At 70.2% G+C, this 17,821-nt stretch carries 12 protein-coding genes; 3 read left to right on the forward strand and 9 right to left on the reverse strand.

What is annotated here, in order from left to right; genetic code table 11:
• Positions 1-205: 205 nt before the first annotated feature.
• Positions 206-691, reverse strand: a complete 486-nt coding sequence (locus tag ACFVS9_RS09960; RefSeq protein ID WP_383113286.1) for a hypothetical protein — start codon at positions 689-691, stop codon at positions 206-208.
• A 130-nt stretch (positions 692-821) separates the two neighbouring features.
• Positions 822-1,940 carry a glutamate 5-kinase gene (gene proB, locus ACFVS9_RS09965; protein ID WP_383113287.1) on the reverse strand — a complete coding sequence of 373 codons (1,119 nt, stop codon included), beginning with the start codon at positions 1,938-1,940 and terminating at the stop codon, positions 822-824.
• A 297-nt stretch (positions 1,941-2,237) separates the two neighbouring features.
• Here proB and ACFVS9_RS09970 point away from each other — a divergent pair, with 297 nt between their 5' ends.
• Positions 2,238-3,650, forward strand: a complete 1,413-nt coding sequence (locus ACFVS9_RS09970; protein WP_383113288.1) for a polysaccharide pyruvyl transferase family protein — start codon at positions 2,238-2,240, stop codon at positions 3,648-3,650.
• Positions 3,651-3,680: 30 nt separating this feature from the next.
• On the opposite strand, the gene ACFVS9_RS09975 is transcribed toward ACFVS9_RS09970, so the two are convergent.
• From ACFVS9_RS09975 to ACFVS9_RS10005, 7 genes are all read right to left on the reverse strand, one after another.
• The gene (locus tag ACFVS9_RS09975; RefSeq protein ID WP_383113289.1) at positions 3,681-4,910 is read right to left on the reverse strand and encodes a glycosyltransferase family 2 protein; all 1,230 of its coding nucleotides are present in this window, start codon (positions 4,908-4,910) and stop codon (positions 3,681-3,683) included.
• A 255-nt stretch (positions 4,911-5,165) separates the two neighbouring features.
• The gene (locus ACFVS9_RS09980) at positions 5,166-7,265 is read right to left on the reverse strand and encodes a hypothetical protein (protein ID WP_389931289.1); all 2,100 of its coding nucleotides are present in this window, start codon (positions 7,263-7,265) and stop codon (positions 5,166-5,168) included.
• A gap of 226 nt (positions 7,266-7,491) precedes the next feature.
• Positions 7,492-8,991 carry an SDR family NAD(P)-dependent oxidoreductase gene (locus ACFVS9_RS09985; protein WP_383113291.1) on the reverse strand — a complete coding sequence of 500 codons (1,500 nt, stop codon included), beginning with the start codon at positions 8,989-8,991 and terminating at the stop codon, positions 7,492-7,494.
• 279 nt (positions 8,992-9,270) lie between these two features.
• A complete protein-coding gene (gene obgE, locus ACFVS9_RS09990; protein WP_383113292.1) occupies positions 9,271-10,707 on the reverse strand; it encodes a GTPase ObgE in 1,437 nt (478 codons plus the stop codon).
• 139 nt (positions 10,708-10,846) lie between these two features.
• A complete protein-coding gene (gene rpmA, locus ACFVS9_RS09995) occupies positions 10,847-11,104 on the reverse strand; it encodes a 50S ribosomal protein L27 (RefSeq protein WP_014045902.1) in 258 nt (85 codons plus the stop codon).
• A 14-nt stretch (positions 11,105-11,118) separates the two neighbouring features.
• A complete protein-coding gene (gene rplU, locus ACFVS9_RS10000; protein ID WP_015577124.1) occupies positions 11,119-11,439 on the reverse strand; it encodes a 50S ribosomal protein L21 in 321 nt (106 codons plus the stop codon).
• Between the two features lie 637 nt (positions 11,440-12,076).
• Positions 12,077-15,364 carry an ALF repeat-containing protein gene (locus tag ACFVS9_RS10005; RefSeq protein WP_389931291.1) on the reverse strand — a complete coding sequence of 1,096 codons (3,288 nt, stop codon included), beginning with the start codon at positions 15,362-15,364 and terminating at the stop codon, positions 12,077-12,079.
• A gap of 435 nt (positions 15,365-15,799) precedes the next feature.
• On the opposite strand from ACFVS9_RS10005, the gene ACFVS9_RS10010 reads away from it, so the two are divergent.
• Together ACFVS9_RS10010 and ACFVS9_RS10015 are read left to right on the forward strand one after the other, a co-directional pair.
• On the forward strand, positions 15,800-16,282 hold the full coding sequence (locus tag ACFVS9_RS10010; protein ID WP_389931293.1) for a hypothetical protein: 483 nt from the start codon (positions 15,800-15,802) through the stop codon (positions 16,280-16,282).
• Between the two features lie 136 nt (positions 16,283-16,418).
• Positions 16,419-17,821, forward strand: a 1,403-nt coding sequence (locus tag ACFVS9_RS10015; RefSeq protein WP_389931294.1) for a trypsin-like serine protease, incomplete at its 3' end; no start/stop codon positions are given.

Here is a 17,821-nt window from a genome sequence, read left to right on the forward strand (position 1 = left end):
CCCGCCGGACCGATCAGCCCCGGCGCGGCCGGCCCCGGGCCCAGCACGACCGACCAGCCCCGCGACCCGTCCGCACGACGCGCCGCACCGGGAATCAGCACAGGTTCACCCCGGCGCGAACGGCCGACCCCGGCCCCGGACCCGGCCGCAGCACGACCGACCAGCCCCGGCCCGTCCGCACGACGTGCCGCACCGGGGGTCAGGGTCAGTACGGGTGCACGCCGACGGGGGCGGCCGGGGGCGGGCCGTAGCCCTCGGCGACACGCAGGTGGTACGTCTCCCGGTCGATGACCTCCAGGCCGACGATCTCCCAGGGCGGGAGCTTCGCGCTGGAACGGTGCTCGCCCCACAGCCGCAGGGCGACGGCGGCGGCGTCGTGGAGGTCGCGGGCCTCTTCCCAGTAGCGGATCTCGGCGTGGTCGTTGGCGTACCGGCTGGTGAGCAGGAAGGGGTGATCGTGCGCCAGCTGTTCCAGTCCGCGCCTGATCTCCGCCAGCGGTGTCTCGCTGCCGGAGACGCTGAGGGTGATGTGCCACAGCTTGGAGCGGGTCAGTTCCTCGTCCGTCACCACCGGTTTCTGCTCGAGGGTCTGGTCGGTGTGCGTGCCGACGAAGTCGGCTCCCGCCCCGACGCTGGTCAGGGCACGGCTGCCCGTTCCGCGGGGCGGCGCCCCCGGGCGCGCTCGTCTCACCGGCGGCCTCCTGTGAATGTGTGGCTGTGCTGACCCCTTTGTGTCCCTGTGACAAAGTTGACCAGCCCGGAGCGGGGTGTGGGGTGGTTTTCGTGAAGGTCTCCGCCCCAAGGCTGGACTTTCAGCCGTTTCAGGGGGTCGGGCGGGGCGTGAGGACGACGAGATCGTCCCTGTGTACGACTTCCCGCTCGTAGGCGGGGCCCAGTTCACGGGCCAGGTCGCGGGTGGACCGGCCGAGCAGCTGGGGGATCTCCTTCGCGTCGAAGTTGACGAGCCCGCGGGCGACGGCCCGGCCGTCGGGGTCCCTCAGTTCGACCGGGTCCCCCGCTGAGAACTCGCCCTCGACCCCGGAGATCCCGGCGGGCAGCAGGGAGGTGCGGCGCTCGACGACGGCGCGCACGGCTCCGTCGTCGAGGGTGAGGGCGCCCTGCGGGGTGGAGGCGTGGGCCAGCCAGAGCAGCCGGTCGGCCGAGCGGCGCCCGGTGCGGTGGAAGTACGTGCCGGTGTCGCGCCCCGCCAGGGCGTCGGCGACGTGGCTCGCGGAGGTCAGGACGACCGGGATCCCCGCGGCGGTGGCGATCCGGGCCGCCTCGACCTTGGTGACCATGCCTCCGGTGCCGACGCCCGCCTTCCCCGCGCTGCCGATGGTGACACCGCGCAGGTCGGCCGGTCCGCTGACCTCGGCGATGCGCGAGGTGCCCGGTGTGCTGGGGTCGCCGTCGTAGAGGCCGTCGACGTCGGACAGGAGGACGAGGAGGTCGGCGTGGACGAGGTGCGCGACGAGTGCGGCGAGCCGGTCGTTGTCCCCGAACCGGATCTCGTCCGTGGCCACCGTGTCGTTTTCGTTGACGACGGGGAAGGCCCCCATCTCCAGGAGCTTGTCGAGGGTGCTGTAGGCGTTGCGGTAGTGGGCGCGCCGGCTGGTGTCGTCGGAGGTGAGAAGCACCTGCCCGACACGTACGCCGTACCGGGCGAAGGACGCGGTGTAGCGGGCGACGAGCAGTCCCTGGCCGACGCTGGCCGCCGCCTGCTGCCGGGCGAGGTCCTTGGGTCTGCGGACGAGCCCGAGGGGGGCGAGGCCGGCGGCGATGGCTCCGCTGGAGACGAGGACGATCTCCCGCTCGCCGCCGCTCCTGACCTTGGCGAGCGCGTCGACGAGCGCGTCGACGCGGTCGGCGTCGAGTCCGCCCGCCGCGGTGGTGAGCGAGGAGGATCCGACCTTGACGACGATCCTGCGGGCGTCCGTCACCCCCGGCCTGCGTCCCGCGCCGTCACCGGGCGGTGTGCGCGGAGCGCTGTCGGGTTCCGCTGCCGCGCCTTCGGATTCCGTTGCCCCTGACACGTACGTCCGTCCCCATCACGTCGTCCTGCTCGGTTCGCCTCAATCTACGCGAGGGGGCGGGCCGGACACCGTGCCGTCTCAGCTTCTGTCACCACGTGGGCGCCCTTATACGGAACGACCGCTTCGAGTCACCTTCCGACATGCCCCCGAATGGGACCATTTACGTAATCTCCACCGCCCATTCATCGGGCTACCCTCTAACGCGTGACAGTTGAACCGGCCCGCAAGAGGCGCATTCTTCTCAGGTCGGGCAAAAGCCCCTTCGATGTGGCTTCGCTCGAACAGTCCCTCGACAGAGATGTCTTCGCGACCAACGCGGGCAATCTGATCTTCAGTGATGCGTCGCACAAGATTCTGACGACGTCTCGGGCAGAGGTCTTCTCGAACGGCATCCGCACGGATCCATCGGCGGCCGCGCGCATCAACGAGGAGTACGACGTGTTCGTCGTGCCTCTCGCGAACGCCTTCCGCCCGACCTTCGAGCGGCCCCTGAAGCGGATGACGCAGCTGATCAAGAAGCTGCGCATCCCCGTCGTCGTCCTGGGTGTCGGCGCGCAGGCCGACCTCAGGTACGACGCGGCCCGGCTGAAGCCGATGGAGCCGACGGTCAGGGAGTTCGTCACCGAGGTGCTCGACCGCAGCGCGTCCATCGGCGTGCGCGGCGAGTTCACCGAGCAGTACCTGAAGGACATGGGTTTCCGGGACGTCGAGGTCATCGGATGCCCCTCGATGTTCATGAACGGCGAGACGTTCACCCTGGAGAGGAAGTCCGAGTCGCTGACCAGGGACTCCCTGATCTCCGTGAACGGATCGCACAGCGCGGTGCGTTCGCACGGGCTCGACGCCATGATCCGGCAGGCCCACGAGCGTTACCCGAACCTGCGTTTCGTCGGGCAGAACCTCCTGGAGGCGCAGCTGCTCCACTGGCGGGAGACGCCGAACCCGATCGGCGCCCAGACGTCGATGCCGACCCACCCGTCGCACCCGATGTACCGGGAGGGCAAGGTCCGGCTCTACGTCGATCCGCGGACCTGGATAGATGAGCTGCGCGCCTTCGACTACTCGTTCGGCTCGCGCATCCACGGGAACATCGCGGCGCTCCTCGCCGGCGTCCCGAGCACGGTGCTGTGCAGTGACTCGCGGACCCTGGAGCTCTGCCGGTACTTCGGCATCCCGCACCGCAAGATCTCCGAGACGCCCAAGAACATCGACCCCGCCGAGCTGTACGAGGCGGCGGACTTCGGCGACCTGGTCAACGGCCACAAGGAACGCTTCCTGCGCTTCACGGGCTTCATGGAGAAGAACGGCCTGGAGAACACCTTCGACCACGGTGACCGGGGGAAGGCCTTCGACGCACAGGTGTCCAAGCTCGCCCTTCCGCCGGCCGTCCGCCCGTGGACCGAGACCGACCCCGATTCGCTGAGCAGCCGGTTCAGCTGGATGCAGAGCCGGATGGAGGAGCTGGCCACGCAGAACGCCCAGCTGCGCGGCCAGCTCGAGAAGAAGGCCGGCCCGGTCGGCATCAAGGTGCAGGCGGGCGAGGGGACGTCCGCCTACCGGCGCGCCCGGCGCGTGGTGGGCCGCCCCGTCCGGAGGCTGCTCCGCCCCGAGCAGTAGGGATCGCACGTCCGCCGCCCTGCCCCTGCCTCAGACCTTGTGGGCGCGGCGCGGCATGTGCAGCCCCGCGGACCGGGCGGTCCTGCGCGCCTTGCCCACCAGCCGGCGCAGGAAGGCGGCCGGGGACTGGCGCCCCGGCACGTCGATCCGCTTGCCGCCGATCCACTCGGGCACGGTCAGTTCGTACGCCGACAGGGGCAGCTCCGGGCCCTCGCCGAAGTGGGGGTAGACGAGGTACAGGCGGCCCCGGAGGCCCTTGCGGACCGCCCTGGGCTTCTCCTTGTCGTTCACGAACCGCAGGATGTCCAGGAGCAGGTCCAGGCGGCCCTTCGAGATGCAGATCAGCCGGAGCCGCTCGTTGACCTTCAGGCGGCGGGCCACGCCCGGTGACCAGTGGTTCTCCAGCAGCGGCGCCGCCAGGTCCATCTTCCGCTTCCGCACCTCGTCGGACTGGCGCAGCAGCGCCGGTCCGAACTGCGGGAGCAGGGTGATGACGAAGGGGCGGACCATCAGGACGTCCCGCTTCGGCCCCGGGGGCACGTGCTCGGTGATCAGTGCCATCAGCGCGCGGGCGGAGTCGAAGCGCAGGACGTAGCTGCCGCTCTTCGTCACGTGCTTGCCGTCGTCCCGGCCCACCAGGTAGTAGCAGGTGTAGTCGGCGACGACCGAGACGCCGTTGCCGCGCAGGTACGCCTCCATGGTGAAGAGCGCGTCCTCACCGGTCTTGAGGCTCTCGTCGAAGGTCATGCCGAGCCGCACGAGGAGGTCCCGGCGGAACAGCTTCTGGGCGCTCAGGGTGAACTTGATGTTGGAGGAGTACAGATCGGCCCGCTCGACGGTCTCCTTCCACATCGACTTCGCCGCGCCGCGGTTGACGCCGACGACCTTTCCGAGCACCACGTCGGTGCCGGCCCGGTCGCCCATGGCGACCATGCGTTCCAGTGCCTCTTCGCCGAAGTAGTCGTCGGCGTCGAGGAAGAAGACGTATCTGCCGCGGGCGAGGCCGATGCCGCGGTTGCGCGGGCCGCTGGGGCCGCCGGAGTTCTCCTGGCGGACGACGCGCATGTCGATGGCCGTCCGGGCCGCGAACTTCTCCAGGTACTCCCCCGTGCCGTCGGTGGACCCGTCGTCGATGGCCACGATCTCCATGCGATCGGCCGGCAGGGTCTGTGCTTCGACGGACTCCAGGCAGCGGATCAGGTAGGGCATCGCTTGATAGGCGCCGATGATGACGGTCACATCCGGTGCGCTGCTGCTCATCTCTCCCCGGTTCACACATATACGTATTAATCAGGAGAGACGATAGAACGACGACAGATGGCGTGCTCCGTGTACGGACACGCCGAACGGCCCGTACGTTCCCCTCCCGGAGGAGGAGACGGACGGGCCGCCGGGTAGGTTGCGTCTCGGACCGGACGACTTTCGAACAACTGGATGACGGCTGGATTACACCTGGTCGTCAGCTCCGGATCCGGCCACCGTCGTCACTTCGCGCCGCCGGCCGGACACCCGGGGTCAGCGGATCGGGGACGGGCCCGCGCCGATCTCCGCGTCGGCGTCCGGGGCCGGTACGTCGGGATCGGCAGCGGCTTCGGCCTCGGCGACGATCTCCGCCTCTCCGTCCCCGGCTCCGCTGGAGGCCGACTCGGAGTCGGGCAGCGGCGCGGGAACCTGCTCGCCCACACGCTGTGCGACGCCCGCGTTGCGGGCCTCGGCCTTGGCGGCGAGGGCCTTCACGGCGGCGTTGAACTGCTCCATGGAGGTCGGCTCGTCCGGGCCCAGCAGGTAGGTCTTCAGCTCGTGCCGGGCCCCGGCCAGCGGGTCCTTCGCCGGGTCGGCGACGGCACGCAGCAGTTCACCGATCTCGTCGGCGCCGTTGGAGAGGATGACGGCGGCCCGCACGGCGGTGTTCTGGCGCCTGAACTCGTCCACGCCGAGCTGGGCCGAGTCCGTGACCGCGTACGGCTTGCCGCTGGCGATGAAGTCGGACACCACACTGGAGATGTCCGAGACCATGGCGTCGGACTGGTTGAAGCAGTCGTACAGCTTCGGCTGCGCGCCGGTGACCGTCTTGTGCTCCCACCAGCCGAAGGAGCGCCAGTAGGCGTCGTTCCACTCGGCCCGCAGGGTGGCGATCTCCGCCTGGCGGGCCGGGTCGGCGAGGGCGACCCGCGACTCCTCCGACTCGTCGCCGCCGGCCCTGCCGGGCTTCGCCAGCTCCGCCAGACGGGCTTCCAGGTGGACCAGCTCGGCCTTGGCGGCGCCCTGCGCGGTGGCGGCCGTCGCGGCCTCCTTCGTCCAGCGCGGGTCGGCGGCGCGTTCCTGCGCGGCCTTGGCGATCAGCGCCTTGATCCGGGTGTCGACGGCCCTGGCCTTGGCGCTGCGGATGCCGGTGAAGGGGTGCGGCTTGTAGATGACCCGGACCGGGCTGTCCGCCTTCAGCAGCCGGCGGACGATGTTCTCGCCGGCCAGCAGCAGCGAGGTGTTGCCGGGGTTGTCGTCCCAGCCCTCCCAGGTGGGGGCGTACAGCACCGTCGGGATGGGGTTCCTCGTGGTGCCGGTCCAGCTCTCGATGGGCGCCAGCTGCGGTCGGCCGACCTCGACGATGTCCTCGTCGCGGATGCCGACGTCGGCCAGGGCGTAGCGGTCGCGGCCCGCACGGCCGGCCGTCCAGACCTCGTCGTACACCTTGGAGTACGGGTTGACGCTGGCCAGCTTGTCGCTGTCGCCGTGGCCGATGAAAACGTGCTTCATGGTGGGGACGCGGAGCATGTGGATGTTCTTGCCGACGTTGGCCGGGTACAGGCACACGCGCACGGTGGAGAGGTTCAGGTTCATCAGGTGCGTGCCGGCCGGTACGCAGACCACGGGCACGGAGGTGTCCGCCAGCTGCGGGACCAGGTTGCGCTCACGCATGACGATCAGCGGGCGGCCCTCGACGGCGGCCATCGTGTCGAGCCACATGTTGCCCTGGTAGGCGGACTCGTTGGAGCCGGAGAAGTACAGCACGACGGTCGGCTGGTACTCGCTCAGCCAGGTGTCCAGGGCCTTCAGCACGGCGGGGGCGGACGGCGCCCGCCGGTTCCGGCGCAGGTACGGGATGAGCAGGGCGTTGTAGGCGACGGCGAGCAGCAGCGTGATCCCGGCGCCGAGGAACGCGAGGTAGTCCTCGCCCGTGCCCGCGGCGACCAGGACGCCCGCGACCGCGGGGAGGTCCAGGTGGAGCATCTTCTCGCTGGAGCGGTGCAGCAGCGCGTGCGGCGGGGCGTCGGGGATGCGGACGGCGTGCAGGTCCACGTTCCGGGTGACGATCGGGAGGGTGCGGCGCAGCCGGATCAGGGTCGTCAGCGCGCCGTGCGGGGCCTGGAGGCCGTAGAAGAGGAGGAAGCAGGCGACCGTCGCGTAGAAGAGCGGTTCCTCGGCGAGGTCGAGCCGTGCCAGGAGCAGGATGATCATCAGCTGGCGCAGCAGGAAGCGGATGGGCAGTCCCGCCCGCACCTTTCCGAGCCGGTTGACCAGATAGCTGCCGCGCTGGTGCAGATACCAGTCGGCGACGTACGTGACAGCCGTGGCCGCCGCGAAGAACCAGATATCAGGGAGGAGAGCGGCGATCATGACGCAGGGGTAACCCAGCGTCATCAGTATTGCTGCCAACAGTTCTGACCGGCTGCCCACACGGGCCAGGCGAATGGCTGTCGAAATCACGAAGAACCTGCTCCAGGGGGTGCCGGTTGTTTCACGTATAGAGGGAAATGTGAAGATGCGGCTTCACGCACTCGGGCCTCTGGGTCCACCGAAAGGTGAACCCAGAGGCCCGTAAAAGTACATTTGTCAAGAATTATTACACATCTTCCTGACGGTCCAGAACCGAGGCCAGCGCCTGCTCGAAGCCGGAGGCCTCGGTGACGTCACGGGTCGGGTCCTGCTGCCGTACGTCGATGACGTGGCCCGTCATCGCGGACAGGAGGACGTCCAGCGAGGTGCGCGCCACGGCTTCGGAGGAGAGCAGCGATCCTTCCGGCTCCTGGCCGAACGCCTTGGTCCGCATGGGGGTGGCGGTGCGCTCCGGGTTCACGCAGTTGACCCGGATGCCCTCGCCGGCCCACTCGTCGGCCAGCGCCTGGGTGAGGTTCACCATCGCGGCCTTGGTGGAGGAGTAGAGGCTGTACTCGGCGCGGCCCCGGGTGTAGCTGCTGGAGGTGTAGAGCAGCAGCTGGCCCTGGGTCTCCGCGAGGTACTTGTACGAGGCACGGGCGATCTGCACGGGCGCCAGGTAGTTGACGTTCAGCGCTTCCTGGATCGTCGTGTTGTCCGTCTCGGCCAGCTTGCCGATCCGCAGCACGCCCGCAGTGTTGATCACGTAGTCGATGCGGCCCGTCTCGGCGTACGCCTTGGAGAGCGCGTCGTCGATGTGCTCCGGGTTCTCGACGTGCGTACCGGTGGTGGAGCGGCCCAGCGCGTACACGCTGGCGCCGTACTGCTCGGCGAGCGCGGCGATGTCGGCGCCGATGCCGTACGAACCGCCGAAGACGACCAGGGTCTTGCCGGACAGCAGGTCACGGTAGGCGGCCTCGTCGGCCTGGCGCGGCGCGGCGGTGGAGGCGAGCTGGAAGAGCTTGTCGGTGATGAAGACGTCGACCGGCTGCGTCACCTTCATGTTGTACTCGTCGCCCGCGACGACGTAGATCGGCACGTCGGGGAGGTACCGCAGGACGACCGAACAGTCGTCCGTGGCCTGGAAGTTCGGGTCCCCCGCCGCGACCTCGTACGCCTTGCGGATGGTGGACAGCTTGAACGCCTGCGGGGTCTGGCCGCGGCGCAGCCGGGACCGGTCCGGGACGTCGGTGATGAACTCGCCGTCCTCGCCGTGGGTCCGGGTCACGATGATCGTGTCGGCGGACGGGATGGCGACGTCGACCGCCTGGTAGCGGTCGAGGGCGTCGACGCAGTCCTTGATGACGCGCTGTGACAGGAGCGGACGGACCGCGTCGTGGAAGAGGACGTTGCGGTCCTCGCCCTCGGCGAGCCCTTCGCCGAGGGCGGCGATGGCGCGCTCGGTGGTCTCGTTCCGGGTGTTTCCACCCTCGATGATCTTGACGACCTTGGTCAGCCCGGCCTTGGCGACGATCTTCTCGACGTCGGGCACGAAGCCGGGCGCCATCAGCACGATGACGTCGTCGATGCCTTCGGCGTTCTGGAAGATGGTCAGCGTGTGCTCGATGACTGCCTTACCGGCGATCTTCAGCAGCTGCTTGGGGATCGACAGTCCCACTCGCTGACCGGTCCCGCCGGCGAGCACGACTGCGGTGGTCCGGGGCTTGGCTTCATGCGGCACAGACACAGACGACCTACCTTGCGATGACAGGGGGGAACAGTGTGATGGTCGCACTCTCCGTGACCGTCTCGCAAGGCGGACGTTTACCGCCACTCACTCCTGGGAAACCCGTCGTTCACCGCCTGGCCAGGCAGATTGGGCCCTCACACGCGGGTACCCGGAGTGACGGACTCCACAGACGCGTTACGTAATCCGCACATCCTGGGCCGCCAACGGCCCGTCACCTGGCAGTTCTCTGTGAATCCGGGCACCCCCGCCGTGCGGGGGCGCCCGGTGCGCGCGGGTCTAGAAGGGGTCGAACTCGTCGTACTCGCGCTGTGCGTCGTCGCGCTCCGACTCGCGTTCGCGGCGGCGCTGCGCGGCGGGGCGGGGGGCCTCCATCCGGTGGTCCTCACCCCGGCGGCCGAGCATCTCGGCGCCGGCGGCCATCGTCGGCTCCCAGTCGAAGACGACCGCGTTGTCCTCGGCGCCGATGGCCACGCCGTCGCCGGCCTGGGCGCCCGCCTTGCGGAGCGCGTCCTCGACACCGAGCCGGTTGAGCCGGTCGGCGAGGTAGCCGACGGCCTCGTCGTTGTTGAAGTCGGTCTGGCGGATCCAGCGCTCGGGCTTCTCGCCCCGCACGCGGTAGATGCCGTCGTCCTCCACCGTGACGGTGAAGCCGGCGTCGTCGACCGCCTTCGGGCGGATGACGATCCGGGTCGACTCCTCCTTGGGCTGCGTGGCCCGCGCCTCGGCGATGATCCCGGCCAGGGCGTAGCTGAGGTCGTTGAGGCCCTTGTGGGCGATGGCCGAGACCTCGAAGACGCGGTAGCCGCGCGCCTCCAGGTCCGGGCGGATCATGTCGGCGAGGTCCTGGCCGTCCGGGATGTCGACCTTGTTCAGGGCGACGATGCGCGGGCGGTTCTCGAGGCCGCCGTACAGCCGCAGCTCCTCCTCGATCATGTCGAGGTCGGAGACCGGGTCGCGGTCCGACTCCAGGGTGGCGGTGTCCAGGACGTGCACCAGGACGGAGCAGCGCTCGACGTGCCGCAGGAACTCCAGGCCGAGGCCCTTGCCCTGGCTGGCGCCCGGGATCAGGCCCGGGACGTCCGCGATGGTGTAGACGGTCGAGCCGGCGGTGACGACGCCCAGGTTGGGGACGAGGGTCGTGAACGGGTAGTCCGCGATCTTCGGCTTGGCGGCGGAGAGCACCGAGATCAGCGAGGACTTGCCGGCGCTCGGGTACCCCACGAGGGCGACGTCGGCGACGGTCTTGAGCTCCAGGACGATGTCCCGGCTCTCCCCCGGCTCGCCGAGCAGAGCGAAGCCGGGCGCCTTGCGGCGGGCGGAGGCCAGCGCGGCGTTGCCGAGACCGCCGCGGCCGCCCTGGCCGGCGACGAAGGTGGTGCCCTGGCCGACGAGGTCCGCGAGGACGTTGCCGGCCTTGTCGAGGACGACGGTGCCGTCCGGGACGGGCAGCACGAGGTCCTGGCCGTCCTTGCCGGAACGGTTGTCCCCCGCGCCGGGCTGGCCGTTCGTGGCCTTGCGGTGGGGGTGGTGGTGGTAGTCGAGGAGCGTGGTGACGGACTGCTCGACGACGAGGATCACATCGCCGCCGCGCCCGCCGTTGCCCCCGTCGGGACCGCCCAGCGGCTTGAACTTCTCACGGTGTACGGAGGCCACGCCGTGGCCTCCGTTACCCGCGGCGGCATGCAGCTCGACGCGGTCCACGAAGGTGGTCATGGTGGGGCCTCCAGGTACTGCGGAAAAATACGGGAATGTCTCTTGACGTAACGCGCCGAGGGCGGACCCGCTTCCCCGGTTGCCGGGAAAGCTGAGATCCGCCCTCGGAAGGTGCTGTGCCGTTCGGCCGTTGCCTGGATCAGGCAGCGACGGGAACGATGTTCACGACCTTGCGGCCACGGTGCGTACCGAACTCCACCGCACCGGCGGTCAGCGCGAACAGCGTGTCGTCGCCGCCACGGCCGACGCCCGTGCCCGGGTGGAAGTGGGTGCCGCGCTGGCGGACCAGGATCTCACCGGCGTTGACGGCCTGACCGCCGAAGCGCTTCACGCCGAGCCGCTGAGCATTGGAATCGCGCCCGTTCCGAGTGGACGATGCGCCCTTCTTGTGTGCCATGTCTCCTCAGTCCCTTACTTCGCAGCCGCGGGGATACCGGTGACCTTGATCGCCGTGTACTGCTGGCGGTGACCCTGGCGACGGCGGTAGCCCGTCTTGTTCTTGTAGCGAAGGATGTCGATCTTCGCGCCCTTGTGGTGGTCCACGATCTCGGCCTGGACCTTGATGCCGTCCAGCACCCACGGGTCGCTGGTCACGGCGTCGCCGTCGACCACGAGCAGGGTCGAGAGCTCGACCGTGTCGCCAACCTTGGCGGTGGAAATCTTGTCAACCTCGACGATGTCGCCGACAGCAACCTTGTGCTGGCGACCACCGCTGCGCACGATGGCGTACACGCGGATCTCTCTCTCACTCGGAACGGATCCCCTGATGCCAGCCGCCCGCGCGGGCCGGGGCCCACGACAGTCCGGAAGGATGAGCGGCCTCCCCCGGGGACGGATCACCGGGAGGGATGTGCTCAGGGGGTAGGCGCACGGAAACACGCCGAGGGTCAAGATTACGGGGCGGGGTGCGGGGGGGTCAAACCGGGTCGTGCCGCGGCTGCGGCCCCCGGTCGGGCCGGGCCCTCGGAAGGCGGGCGGTCCGGCACGGGCCATGCGCGATGCGGTGGACGGCGAGGCCCAGGAACGCTGCCGGGACGCCGCTGCCCACAGGGTCCGGAGCCCGGAAGCATCACCGTGGGGACGCGTCCGGACCGGCCGGTGTCCCCGCGCGGGGCCTGTCGGTGCCCGAGGAAAACCACGGGCACCGGCAGAACAGGTCCGCGGTGTCCAGGACGTGCACCAGGACGGAGCAGCGCTCGACGTGCCGCCGGCGGCCCGGGACGAGGCTCCTGTGCGTCCTGGTGGGCATGGCCGGAACCGTCACCGCGTACCGGGCGGCGGCGGACAGCCACCGGAGCGGCGGGTCCGGCGGCCTCTCGCGGCCCGCCCGTGGAAGGGCCGCGAGGAATGCCCTCGCGGCCCTCGCCGGTCAGGCCGTGAACCACCCCACGACGGAAGCGACCGTGTCATGGGCTCCCTTGACCGCGGCCTTGCCCACGTTGCTGACCATGGAGCCCGCCGCGAGACTCCCCACGCCGCCGAGCCCGAGCGTCAGCGCTATGCCCGCCGTGGCCGTGAAGAACTCCGAACTCCCCCACCCGTACGCCTTGGCGTTGTACAAGGCGCTCACTCCGGCGAACACGAGGGACGCTCCGGCCAGTCCCCCTGCCAGCAACTGACCACCCGGGATGAAGGCGGCGACCACTGCGGCTCCGCCCAGGACCGCGCTGATCCTGGCCGTGTACGTGGCGGCGTCCGCGGCATTCTCCACCTCCTCCTGTCTGATCTGCTCGACGTTCACGTTGTCGTGGGCGGAGGAGTTCGCCGGATCGACGTTGTTCTGCGCGTTCTCCTTCGCCTGCTGTGCGGCCTTCGCGGCCTCTGCGGCCACCTCGTCCTGCCGCTTCCGGGCGGCCGTCGTCCTGGCCTCGGAGGCCGCCGCCCGGGCCTCGCTCGCGCTCTTGCCGGCCGCCACGGCGTCCGCGTACGCGCGGTTGGCCGAGGCCTGGGCGCTGGCCGCGGCGGATACCGCTGTGTTCGCGGAAGCGATGGCCTGGTTGGCGGAGTAGTTGGCCTGCCGGCTCGCGGAGCGGGCGGCCGACGCGGCGTCCGACGCCTGTTTGGCGGAGGTCGCCGCCGCGGACGCCGCCGCGTCCGCCTGGGTCGCGGACCTGGCGGCGTCGTTGGCGTAGTTCTGTGCCTCGGTCGCGGAGTTCGCCGCCTTGGTGGCCCATTCCCTGGCCTCGGCGGCGGCGCCACGGGCTTCGGCGGCCGCCTTCGCCGCTTCCGCGGCCTCCTTGTAGGCGCCGCACGCGATGCCCGCCGCCCTGGCGATCTGCGCCTGGATGGCCGCCACGTGGGTGGCCGTGTCCTGGTCGGCCTGCTGGGCCTTGTGGCGGGCGGAGCTGACGAAACGCTCCAGCATCCACTGCGGCCCCTCGAGCGCGACCCTGGCCGCCGATTCGACGTTCGGGCCGGCTCCGCCGAGGGCCGAGAGCGTCGTGACCCTGTCGTCCTCGGTCCTGGCTCGCGCGTAGCCGGTCAGCAGATACGTGTGCAGGGCTTCGACACTGCCGTCGTCGAGGGCCGCGTTGGCGGCGGCGGTCACGGACCTTCCCGCCCCGTCGAGGGTCCTGAGGGCCTTGATCCGGTAGTCGTCGATCTGTACGGCCAGAGCGCCGGTGGTCAGGAAGTCGGTGACCGTCTGCTGCCGCCCGTCGGCAAGGACACGCTGCGCGGCGTCGGCCAGCACAGCCTTTCCGGCACGGGCCAGCGTGAGGACCTTCTCCCGGTCGTCGAGCCCACCGGCCTGGCCGTGCTTGGTCCTGACCCAGTCCACGACCGCCGGGTCGTCACCGGTCAACGCCTCCTGCGCGGCCTGACGGGTCCAGGTGCCGGCGTCGTCCATCAGGTTGACGGCGGCCTGGCGGCCCAGCACAGCCGCCCGGGTGACGTCGTCTTCGGCCTCGGCCCGCGCGAGCAGGTCACGGGTCTCCTGGTCGGTCAGCTCCTTCTGGGTCTGGATGCGCTCGATCTGGACCTGGTACTCCGCGTCTTCCTTCTTGAGCTGCTTGGCCATCTCGATGGCCAGGGCGCGGTCCTCCGCGATCTGCGCGGCCTCGGTCTCCCGCGCGAGCCCGGCGACGGTCTGCGCCTGCGCGACCGCGCTCGCCGCGTCTGTGGCGGCCGCGAGCGCCTTGTTGGCCTGCGTCGTCGCCACGTTCGCCCAGTCCTGGGCCTCTCCGGCGTGATCAGCCGCGTCCTCCGCCGCCTTCGCCGCGGCCTCCGCGTGCGTGGCGGCGCCGTTGGCGGCCTTGTTGGCCTCGCGCGCGGCGGCGGCCGCCCGCTTCGCCAGGGATCCGGCCCTGGCGGCCGCCGCCGTCGCGGTGTTCGCCGCACTCGTGGCGAGCGCCGCCGCTTCACGGGCGCGCTTCGCCTGCGCCTGGGAGACCCCGGCGGCGGACGCCGCCTGGGCGGCGGCGTTGGCGGAGGCGGCCGCGTTCTGGCCGGCCCGCGCCGCGGCCGCGCTGGACGTTTCCGCCTGGGCACTCGCGTCGGCGGCGGCCGCGGCCGCCGCGGCGGCCTTACGGGCCTTGGCCGCGGTGTCACGCGCGACCACCGCGGCGTCGCGTGCGGCCTTGGCCTGGCCCGCGTCCTTCGAGGCGGCCGAAGCCGCGCGGTAGGCGCGCACCGAGGCCTGCGACGCGGTGGCGGCCGCGGCTGCCGCGGCCTGGGCGGCGCCGGCCGCGGTACGGGCGGCCGAGATCGCTGTGCGCGACGCGGCCACCGCCGTACGTGCCGCCGCGGCGGCGCCGTTCGCGGCGTCCGCTGCCCGCCCGGCGGCCCGGGACGCCTTGAGGGCGTCGTCCTTGGCCTCCTCGCTCTCCTTGGCCGCCAGCAGGGCCGCGTTCTTCGCTTCCCTGGAGGCCGCTTCGGCTCGATCGGAAGCCTCCTTGGCCTCGAGGGTGGCCGTGTGCGCGCGCTTGCCCGACGTCTCCGCCTGGACCACCAGCTGATCTATCGTCAGCTTTTCCTGGTCCCTGGCGCGCGCGAGATGCTGGCCCTTCTCCAGGAACTCGGTCACGTCGGCGGCGGTGCCGCTCATGGCCCGGTTGACGGCCAGCGTCAGATTCGGCCCGGCGCCGGAGAGCATGGAGAGGGTCTCGACCCGGTCGTCCTCCTGACGCGCCGTGAACTGCCCCTCTTGCAGAAACGCCTCCAGGGCTGCCTGCGTACCGACGTTCAGGGCCTTGTTCGCCGCACTGACGACAGCGGTCCCCCCGCCCCCCAGGACCGTCAGGACCGCGACACGCCTGTCGTCGGCCAGGGGCAGCTGATAGCCCTTGGTGACGAACTCGTGGAGATCGGCGTCCGTGCCGCTCAGCGCGATCTGGGCCTGCTCGCGCACCCCCGTGCCCGCGTAGTTGAGCGTCTCCAGCACGGCCACCCGCTCGTCCTCGGTCCGCGCCCTGGCCAGTCCCGTGGTGAGGAAGGCCGTCAGCGCGGCCTCGGTCCCGGAGAGCGCCTTCTGCGCCTCCGTACGCACCGCCCGGCCGCCGATGTTCCACGCGTCGACGGCCTCGGACCGGCCATCGCCCCCCGCGTCCCCGCCGGACCGCGTGGACGCCCGGCTGTTCCCCGTACCCACGACCGACACCGCGGTCGCGGCGACGGCCAACGTCAGAAATCGTCTGCGCGAAGGACCGAAATCGGCCATGTCACGTCTTGATGCACCACGACTGAGCACTATCAATTCCCCCCACACGGTAATCCCCCGAAATAACTTCCGGCGCCTTCGTCAGGCGCCCTTTAACGTGCCAGACCCGCAACCGAATCCGCAAGCATGCGGATCGCACACGTCCGAATTGCCCCCCAGTAAGGAATGTGCGACACCGGGCACACTGGGCATTCGAGAGAAAGCGGTTACTATCCCACCGAACACCCCTGCCCCGGCGCGGGCCGCCAACGGCACCGGGTGACGAAAAGCAACAACAGCCTTGCGGAAGAGCGCACATCAGGTGATAGGAAGGGGTGTCAACTTTGACGTTGCCTGGCGGGGGGGTCTGTGCAGGCCCATTTCGGCGTCCCTACACCCATGCGATTTTTCTGCCGCCGGGTGCGCCGCAGGCACTTTCACAGAAATGGTCACTTCATGAGACGCAAATACACCGCGATCGGAATGATCTCGCTGGCCGGCGCTTTCGCCGCTCTGGCCTTCACCGGGGTGGGAACGTCCTCGGCGGCGGAGACAGAGGACACGCCGCCCTACGCCGTCGAGGATTTCGCATACCCCGACAGTGAAAAGATTCTCGCGGAACAGGGGATCCGCCTGAAGAGCGGGGACGGACACATCACCCTGGCCGAATGCTCGGGTGACCCGGCGCAGATGGAGGTCTGGTCCCGGAGTCAGCCCACGTTCTGCTTCGAAGTCACGGGGGCGACCGGCTATCTCGCGCTGGAGCTCGACCGCGTCTACGGAATCAAGGGAAACAACTACAACACGAAGGTCGACATGACGGTCGACAACTCCGAGGTGTCCTTCGACCTCGTGAAGAACGGCTGGACACAGGTCGGTGAATCCGCGGACCCGCAGCACCGCGACCACACGCTCATGGAAATCCACGCCACCAGGTGACGCATCGCTCGCGGAAGAACCTGCCGTGCACGGCACGCGCCCGTGCCTCAAAATTCCGCGACGCCATCCGTCCATCGGCATCAGGGCCCCGCTGTCCGGTTCGGCGAGGCCCCCGTACTCCATGAGGAAAAGATCGATGCTCAGACCCACCCTCCGCACGCGGACCATCGCCCTGGCCGCTGCGACGGCCGGCGCCCTCACCCTCGTCTCCCCCGCCCAGGCGCTCATCGGTGACGCGGTTCCCGACAACGCCTACGCCTACACCGTGAAGATCCGGATAGGCGACGGCGGCACCGGTCGCTCCTGCACCGGCTCCCTCGTCGACGCCCAGTACGTCCTCACCGCGAGCAGTTGCTTCGCGGCCGCCGGCCGGCCCGCCTTCCCGATTCCGGCCGGAGCGCCCGCGGAGGAGGCCACGGCGGTCATCGGGCGTGCGGATCCGGACGGCACCGGCGGCAGGACCGTCGGGATCACCACGCTGGTGCCCCGGGCGGACCGCGACCTGGTGATGGCCAAGCTCGCCACACCGGTGACCGACATCGCCCCTGTCCCGCTCGCCGCCACCGGTCCCACGGCGGGCGAGTCGCTCCAGGCGGTGGGCTACGGCCGTACCGCGGACACCTGGGTCCCGGACCGGCCGCACGCCGGTGCGTTCACGGTGACGCGGACGGGGGCCACCACCGTTTCCGTCACCCGCGACGGCGGCAGCGTCTGCAAGGGCGACGCCGGCGGTCCGGCGCTCCGCGAGTCGGCGGGCGGGGCCGAACTCGTGGCCGTGCACAGCGCGTCCTGGCAGGCCGGGTGCCTCGGCTCCGAGGAGACCCGTGCCGGTGCGGTCGAGACCCGTCTCGACGACATCACCGCGTGGGTCGAGCAGGTCCGGGGTCTGCCGAAGGATCCCCAGGTCGCCTCAGGGGACTTCAACGGTGACGGCAAGGAGGACATCGCCGCGTTCTACGACAACGGCGCGGACCCCGACGGCACCAACCGGGCGTCGCTCTTCGCGTTCTACGGTGACGGCACCGGATTCGCCGCACCGAAGAAGGTGTGGACCAGCACGGGTTCGTTCACCGGTGCGTCGAGCAAGCTGACCTCGGGCGACTACAACGGTGACGGCAGGGACGACCTCGCCGTCCTGTACAACGGCGGGACGGCCGCCGACGGCCGAGCCGTCTCCAGTCTGTTCACGTTCACCAGCAACGGCGGCGGTTTCGGCGCGCCGAAGAAGACCTGGACCAGCTCCGGTTCGTTCGACTGGGCGAAGAGCAAACCCGTCTCGGGCGACTTCAACGGAGACGGCAAGGACGACCTCGCCGTCCTCTACAACGGCGGCCAGGCCACCGACGGAAAATACGTCACCCTCGCCTTCACCTTCACCAGCACCGGCACCGCCTTCAACAACCCCACCACCACCTGGACCAGCTCCGGATCCTTCGACTGGTCCAAGAGCAAACCCGTCTCGGGCGACTTCAACGGAGACGGCAAGGACGACCTCGCCGTCCTCTACAACGGCGGCCAGGCCACCGACGGAAAATACGT

This window comes from Streptomyces sp. NPDC058008 (genome assembly GCF_042886395.1).
GTDB lineage: Bacteria > Actinomycetota > Actinomycetes > Streptomycetales > Streptomycetaceae > Streptomyces.